Consider the following 6,366-nt stretch of genomic DNA (forward strand, 5'->3'; position numbering starts at 1 on the left):
GCATGCCGAGCGCGAGCCGGAGGCCGGCCGGTAGATCCGGTGCCACCACTGCAGGCGCCGATGGCTCGTTTGGGGCCCATTCACGCGGCGGCCGGGCCGGCCTCCTCGCCGGGGTTCGCGTCCTGCTCCGTGGAGGCCGGTGGGGTGCCGGTGTTCTCCGGTTCACCCTCGGCCTCGGTGCCGCTCTCGGCTGCCAGGGTGTTCGGGGCGGGGACGGGGGCGGTGCGGTCGTCGAGGGTGATGGTGACCGGCTTGCCGCTGGGGGTGAGGCCGGTCAGGCTCTCCTCGATCCGCTCGTACAGGGTGGTGGCGAGCTCACGGTCGCCGTCGCCGTCGCTGGCGGTGTGCTTGGTGGAGTGCAAGCTGATCAGCAGGGCGATCAGGGAGCGGCCGGACAGTGCGGCGCGGATCCGCTCGCCTTCCTCATCGGCGACTTGCGGCGGCACTCGGAAGTGCGGGTGCCGCCCGGCGTGGGCGGTGATGAACTCCCAGATATCGCGGTGGCACAGCAGGCTGGCGGAGGAGACGCGGGCCGTTGTCTTGAGCAGGGCACTGTGCTCCGCGCTCACCTCGGTGGCCGCGGTCTCGTCGGTGGCGTCGGGCTGGGGCCGCAGCTCCTCCACTGCGGCGCGCATGTCAGCGATATCCCGCTGCAGGGAGGCGAGTTGGGACCGGGCTTCCTCCAGGGCAGTGCCCAGTTCCTCCTTGATCTCCCCGGCTGCTTCGCGCAGCCGGTCCGGTACGTCCTGCCGGTCACTGGCCGGGCCGTCGCCGTTGCTGTCCGGGGTGGTGAGCGTGGTGAGCACGGGGGCGAGCTCCTCGCGGACGGCTTGGCGGACCGCGTCGACCGACAGCGCTGGGCTGGGCGAGGAGCCCTGATCGGCGGTCCGCTGCGCCGGGACCGCGGTGTGGAGGGCGGCCTCTTCCGCGTGCTGGTCGGGCTCGGTGACGGTGGTGACTGATGCAGGCGCGAGACTGGTGCTGTCGTCCTCGGTACCGGATGCCTCCTGGAGGACCGAGGCGGGGGAGGACGGGGTGGTGAGCGGGGGCGGTGCAGCAGGGGTGAGGTCCGCGAGCACGACGCGCAGCTCCCGCAACTCGGCGCGCAGTTGGGCGACGACGTCGTGGACGGCAGTGTTGAGCGCTTCTCCGTTGGAGTTCAGCTTGTTGTAGACGTCGCGGAAGTTCGCGCGCATCCGGCCCAGCTCGTCGACGACCTCCTTGGTCGTATCGTCATGGGCGGCCCGGCCGGCCGACTCTAGCTTCTCGACGCTCTTGTCGAGCGCGTCCCGGATGTTCTTGTCCGTGTGCGTGACGGCGGTGTGGAGCATCGTCAAAGTGTTGGTGAGGTCCGGGTTCGGCTGGCGGGCCATCATCCCCCATTTCGTCGCAACGGGTAGTCAGTCGAGTTCGTTGCGTATGCTGCCCCAGGACGGGACCCTCCACGCGGGAAGTTCGAGTCAACTGTCCTAAGAGCAGTGGTTCTTCAAGCCGAAACCGGCCAGGCCGGCCGTCACGGCCGCGCCTCGAGAGGCCCGTACCGCGGATCACTGGTAGGGCTGCTGGGCCTGGCCAGGGGCCGTCGGCGCCCGGGCGGCGACTTCGGGAACGGCAGCCGCCCGTGCGGAACGCTCCCAGGCAACCTCGGTGAGTTCGGCGAAGTTCCCCTTCAGCAGTTCGGGATCCGCCGTCTAAGCTCTTCACGGCCGAGTCCCGCTCTCGACCCGAGGATCTTCTTGCCCACCCCCCACTCACCTCAGGACAATCCGTTCTCCGTGGCCCTGCGCCGGATCGCGGCGCGGGCCGCCGCTCCCGAGAGAGGACTGTCGGTCCGCCAGCTCGAGGCGGTCTCCGGACTCGGCCGGTCCACGATCAACGACTGGCTGACCGGGAGGAGCCTGCCGCGCAACTGGCACGACGGGGCGGCCCCGGTCGTCGAGGCCGTGATCCGCCTCGCCGAGCAGTACGGCAACGCGTTCGCCGACGCCGACGAGGTCCGCGCTCACTGCCGGGCAGCGTACGGCCGGGCGAAGGGCGAGGGATGCCCGGCACCTCGCACGCCCGGCGACGAACCCGCCGTACCACGCTCGGTGGTCGCACCCCCCGTCGGCCGCCTGCCCGTGGTCCATGGACGCGATGAACTCCTGGACGGGCTCGGCGAGCTCGCGTTCGCGGGGCCGGGCGAGGCGGTGGTGGTACTCGCCGGTATGGGAGGCGTCGGGAAGAGCACGGTCGCGCTGGAGCTGTCCCGCCGAGCCACCGAACACGGCCTCCGGGTGTGGTGGGTGGACGCCGCGACCCAGTCCGCCCTCCACAGCGGGATGATCTCGGTGGCCGCCGAACTCGGCGCGAGCGAACGGGAACAGCGCGGCGCCGCGGCTTCGGCGGCAGCCGCCCTGGAGCTCGTCTGGGGCCAGCTGCACGCCGCCCCCAGGAAGTGGCTGCTCATCCTCGACAACGCGGACGATCCCGCGGTCCTGGCGCCGGCTGGCGACCTCACCGGCGGCACCGGCTGGGTCCGCCCGAGCGGCGCGGGCGTCACCGTGGTGACCAGCCGGATCATCGACTGGGCCAGGTGGGGGAACCACGCACACCTGCGGATACTCGACCCGCTTCCCGCCGCAGCCGGTGCCACGTTGCTGCTGGACCGCATGGGCCTACCGGGCGGCGGCGCCGAGCGGGCTCCGGCAGAGGACCTCTCCCGTGAGCTCGGCGGGCTTCCGCTCGCCCTGCACCTCGCCGGCAGCTACCTCGGCTCCGGCCTTGCGACGTTCGACCTTCCCGGCCTCGCGCGGCGCGTCTCCGCGGACGGCGGTCTCAACGTGCTCAGTCTCGGCGCCACACGCCACGGTGGGAGCGTACGGTCCGACATCACCCGGACCTGGGGCCTGTCTCTGCATACGCTCGCGGACCAGGGCGTGCCGCAGGCCAGGGGAATCCTCGAGGTGCTGGCCCAATACGCCCCGAACAACCCCATCCGTACCGCCTGGCTGAACCCTCGGGTGCTGGCGGAGCACAAGCTGATCACGGGGCCCCCGGAGACCGCCCTGTTCGCAGGGCTCGACGGCCTCGCGGCGTTCGGCCTGATCATGATCGACGGCGCGGACGCCGGCGGCGACTCGGCCATCCTGCTGCACCCGCTCGTGGCGGAGGCGGCACGGGCCGACACGCAGGACAAACGGCGCGCCCAACGCGCGGCGGCGGCACTCCTCGAGGCGGTGACCGCCGCGTACCCCGAGCGGGACTGGCACGCCTGGCCGACCTGGCTGGCGATCACCCCGCACCTTCGGCAACTGCTGCGCACCTCGTCGTACGCCATCACCGAGATCTGCGCCCTCGCGAACCGTATGGTCGACGAGCTCTCGGTCGCCAACACCGCGGACACGGCCGAGGACCTCATCGATGCCGTTCTCGCTCAGCGGTCGACGCTGGGCGAGGACCACCCGGAACTGCTGTCGGCCCGCGCGAACCGCGGGTATCTGCTGTGGCGCGGTGGCCGGGTGCGCGAGGCCGAGCGGCTGTTCGCCGAGCTCGCCGCCGCGCGGCGGCGCGTGCTGGGCCCCGAACACCCCGACACGCTGGTGGCCCTGAGCGATCAGGGTCTGATGGCGCTCGACTGCGGCCGTCCCGAGGAGTCGGCGCGGCTGCTCGGTGAGGTTCTCGCGGTGATGGAGCGGGTGCGTGAGCCCGAGCATCCGAGCACGCTGATCACCAAGCACAACCTGGCCAGTGCCCATCGGTGGTCGGGGTCGCTGGAGGAAGCCTGCCGGCTGGAGCGGGAGGTGCTGGAGACCCGCCGCCGTACGGACGGGCTCGAGCACATCGACACTCTTCAGTCCCAGCTCGCGCTCGGGCAGTTGCTCGCACTCGCGGGAGAGACGGACGAGGCCGAGACGCTCGCCACCGAGGCGCTGGCCGCCGTCGAACGGAACCTCGGTGAGGGCCACGCCGTACTGCTCAACAGCCGCGCCAAATGCGGGAGCATCCTGCTCCGCTGCGGCAGGACCGAACCGGCCTTGGACCACCTTGAAACGGCCTTTGCCGGCCTCGTGAAGTCGCTGGGCCCCGAGCGTCCGCACACGCTGTTCGCGCGGCAATGGCTCGGCGCCGCGCTGGCGGCGGCGGAGCGGCCGGACGAGGGCCGGCGCCACCTCGATGCCGCGCTCCTCGCCCGGGAGACCGCCCTCGGCCCCGATCATTTCCACACCCGGGAGATCCGCTCCCTCCTGAGCGGCCTTCCCGGGCCTGCCGGCTAGTAGGTGTTCCAGACCGCGATCGAGCTGACGCGATCGTTGAGGTCGCCGAGGTCGGACCGGTAGCCGTCGACCCGTGTCACCAGGCCGCCCCAGTTCGCGTGTTCGTGGAGGTTGGCCGTGTCGCAGGCCCCGTGCAGCCGGATCGACCGCGCGAAGTCGTTGTACGACCAGCCCAGCGTGGGGTACCGGTAGCCGGCGCCGTCGCAGTCACCCTCGTAGCCGTAGATGGTGTACGAGCTGCCGCGGTAGTCGCTGTCGTCGTACAGGGTGAACAACGCTGCAGGGGCGAGCGCGGCGCCGGACACCTTCACGTTGAGGGCCTCCGCGCTGTCGGCACACTGCTTCGAGACGACCTTCGACTCCGCTTGCCCCGGCTCGACCTTCTTAATGACGACGGCGCAGTGCTCCGGGCCGCTCACGGCACTGGCAGACGGTGCGGTGTACACGCCGCCGGCGATGAGCGCCCCCGCAAGCGCAGCGCCCCACATTGGCTTCTTCGACATGGTCGTTCCCCCTCGTTCATGGTCCGGCAGTTGCTGGATTACAGGAGAGAATGCCGCCCACCGGCGTACCCGAGAAGGCCTTCCGGACGGCGCCGGACATAGCCGGACGGCCCTGCCCACGGGATACGGGATGAACCTCCGGACGCGCCACCGAGACCTGCGCCCCGCAGCCGGACCCGATCGATACTGAGAGCTGGCGAGACGATCCCCGGACAGCTGACACCCCATCATCGAACTCGGCATCAGCACCGCCGAGCCCCGCCTCGGGCCGCTGCGAGCGAGCGGGAACATCGTGAGTGAGAGTGGCACGTCAACAACGTACGCTTTGTGATCAGCCGGAAGGCGAGCGCATTGCTTCGCCCCCAGCCTGAATCCGAGCGAAGGCGAACGAAGACCGACCACTTCTGGCCCAGAGCGGTCCGCCCGTAATCGGCAAGAATGACACGATCCGGTTGATGATCACCTCGTGGGCGTCCTGGGTGATGCGGTACTCCGCGATGCAGCGCCCGCTGGGGATCAGGACTTCTCGCCAGCCATCATCGCCCTCAAGAGGCGCGCTGCCCTTCAGCCACGGATCCTCGGCAATCGACACTGTCAGGGCGACCACCGCAGAGAACAGGCCGGCGGACAGCCCTGGGTCGGCCAGGGTTTCCCCCACCGCTTCGGAAGGCGCGACCGGCCATAAGCCGCGGGGTTCGTCACTCACCGGGCATCGCTCCGTCGTTCGCACGGCGGCGGCGCGCGATCTCGTCCCAGCTCATGGTCGGCAGAGTGCCCGCCTCGGCGGCTGCGTGGATGCGGTCGCGCTGCGGGTCGCTGTCCAGCATGGCCCGGCCCCACCACTCGGTCAGCGTCGCATCGAGATCGGCACCCTGCTCGGCCACGAGGACCTCCGCTAAGAACTGCGCCCGCCGGGCACCACGCAGAGCCTCGGAAATACCACCGATGGTGCGCGGGACCCGCGGCTCCGGCTGGTGCGGATGGACTGGCTGCGCGGCCATCCCTCGTCCCTTCGTCCCTCTGCGTCTGACGGGTCCGGACTGGGGCCGTTCCGCGACGGAGTCGCTCTCACCGCCAGCGTCTGCTTCATCATCCCAGGAGCCGTTGGCCAGGTCGTCCATCTCGGGGGAGGGAGCCGGTGGGCGTGATGGCGGCCTTGTATCCGGCGCAGGTCAACGTGTAAAGGCCGGTACGCCTACCGCGTGGCGAGTTCGCGTACCGTCGCCATGTCGCTGAACGGCAGCAGTTCCTCGTTGACGATCTGGTAGGGCTCGCTGCCTTTGCCCGCGATCAGGATGACGTCGCCGTGCCCTGCGGCGGACAGGGCGAAGGAGATGGCGCGGCGGCGGTCGGCGAACCGTTCGAAAGTGGTGCCGCTCGCGAGCAGGCCCGGGACGATCTGATCCATGATCATCCGGGGGTCTTCGTTCCGGGGATTGTCCGAAGTGAGAACGCACAGATCGGAGTAGGTGCCGGCGATTGTCGTCCACTCCTCGGCCCACGGTTATCGCCGATACGGACGTGGACCCCGCTGCGGTTTACCAGCGCGAGACCGAGGTGGTCGAGGTGTCCTGCTGGGCCCTGGACCACGCGAAGCTCGCGGATGC

At 70.5% G+C, this 6,366-nt stretch carries 5 protein-coding genes and 1 pseudogene; 1 reads left to right on the forward strand and 5 read right to left on the reverse strand.

The window, feature by feature from the left end:
- Positions 1 to 80: 80 nt before the first annotated feature.
- A complete protein-coding gene (locus ACT2CW_RS46700) occupies positions 81 to 1,331 on the reverse strand; it encodes a hypothetical protein (RefSeq protein WP_445520993.1) in 1,251 nt (416 codons plus the stop codon).
- Between the two features lie 405 nt (positions 1,332 to 1,736).
- Between ACT2CW_RS46700 and ACT2CW_RS46705 the strand changes: the two genes are divergently transcribed.
- Positions 1,737 to 4,256, forward strand: coding sequence for a tetratricopeptide repeat protein (locus ACT2CW_RS46705; RefSeq protein WP_445520994.1), 2,520 nt, complete (start codon positions 1,737 to 1,739; stop codon positions 4,254 to 4,256).
- Here the strand turns inward: ACT2CW_RS46705 and ACT2CW_RS46710 are convergent.
- From ACT2CW_RS46710 to ACT2CW_RS46725, 4 genes and pseudogenes are all read right to left on the reverse strand, one after another.
- The gene (locus ACT2CW_RS46710) at positions 4,253 to 4,759 is read right to left on the reverse strand and encodes a hypothetical protein (protein WP_445520995.1); all 507 of its coding nucleotides are present in this window, start codon (positions 4,757 to 4,759) and stop codon (positions 4,253 to 4,255) included. The genes ACT2CW_RS46705 and ACT2CW_RS46710 overlap by 4 nt on opposite strands.
- Before the next feature lie 331 nt (positions 4,760 to 5,090).
- A complete protein-coding gene (locus tag ACT2CW_RS46715) occupies positions 5,091 to 5,465 on the reverse strand; it encodes a hypothetical protein (protein ID WP_445520996.1) in 375 nt (124 codons plus the stop codon).
- On the reverse strand, positions 5,458 to 5,643 hold the full coding sequence (locus ACT2CW_RS46720; RefSeq protein WP_445520997.1) for a hypothetical protein: 186 nt from the start codon (positions 5,641 to 5,643) through the stop codon (positions 5,458 to 5,460). The genes ACT2CW_RS46715 and ACT2CW_RS46720 overlap by 8 nt, the downstream gene beginning before the upstream one ends.
- A 311-nt stretch (positions 5,644 to 5,954) precedes the next feature.
- Positions 5,955 to 6,239: pseudogene (locus ACT2CW_RS46725) on the reverse strand (glutamate ligase domain-containing protein); the annotation flags it as partial.
- Positions 6,240 to 6,366 lie beyond the last annotated feature (127 nt).

The sequence above is a fragment of the Streptomyces sp. NEAU-174 genome (genome assembly GCF_052665095.1).

Bases quoted from the DNA above. Each gene is read 5' to 3' on its own strand.
- ACT2CW_RS46700 (WP_445520993.1), bottom strand. From the start codon at position 1,331: ATGCTCCACACCGCCGTCACGCACACGGACAAGAACATCCGGGACGCG.
- ACT2CW_RS46710 (WP_445520995.1), bottom strand. From the start codon at position 4,759: ATGTCGAAGAAGCCAATGTGGGGCGCTGCGCTTGCGGGGGCGCTCATC.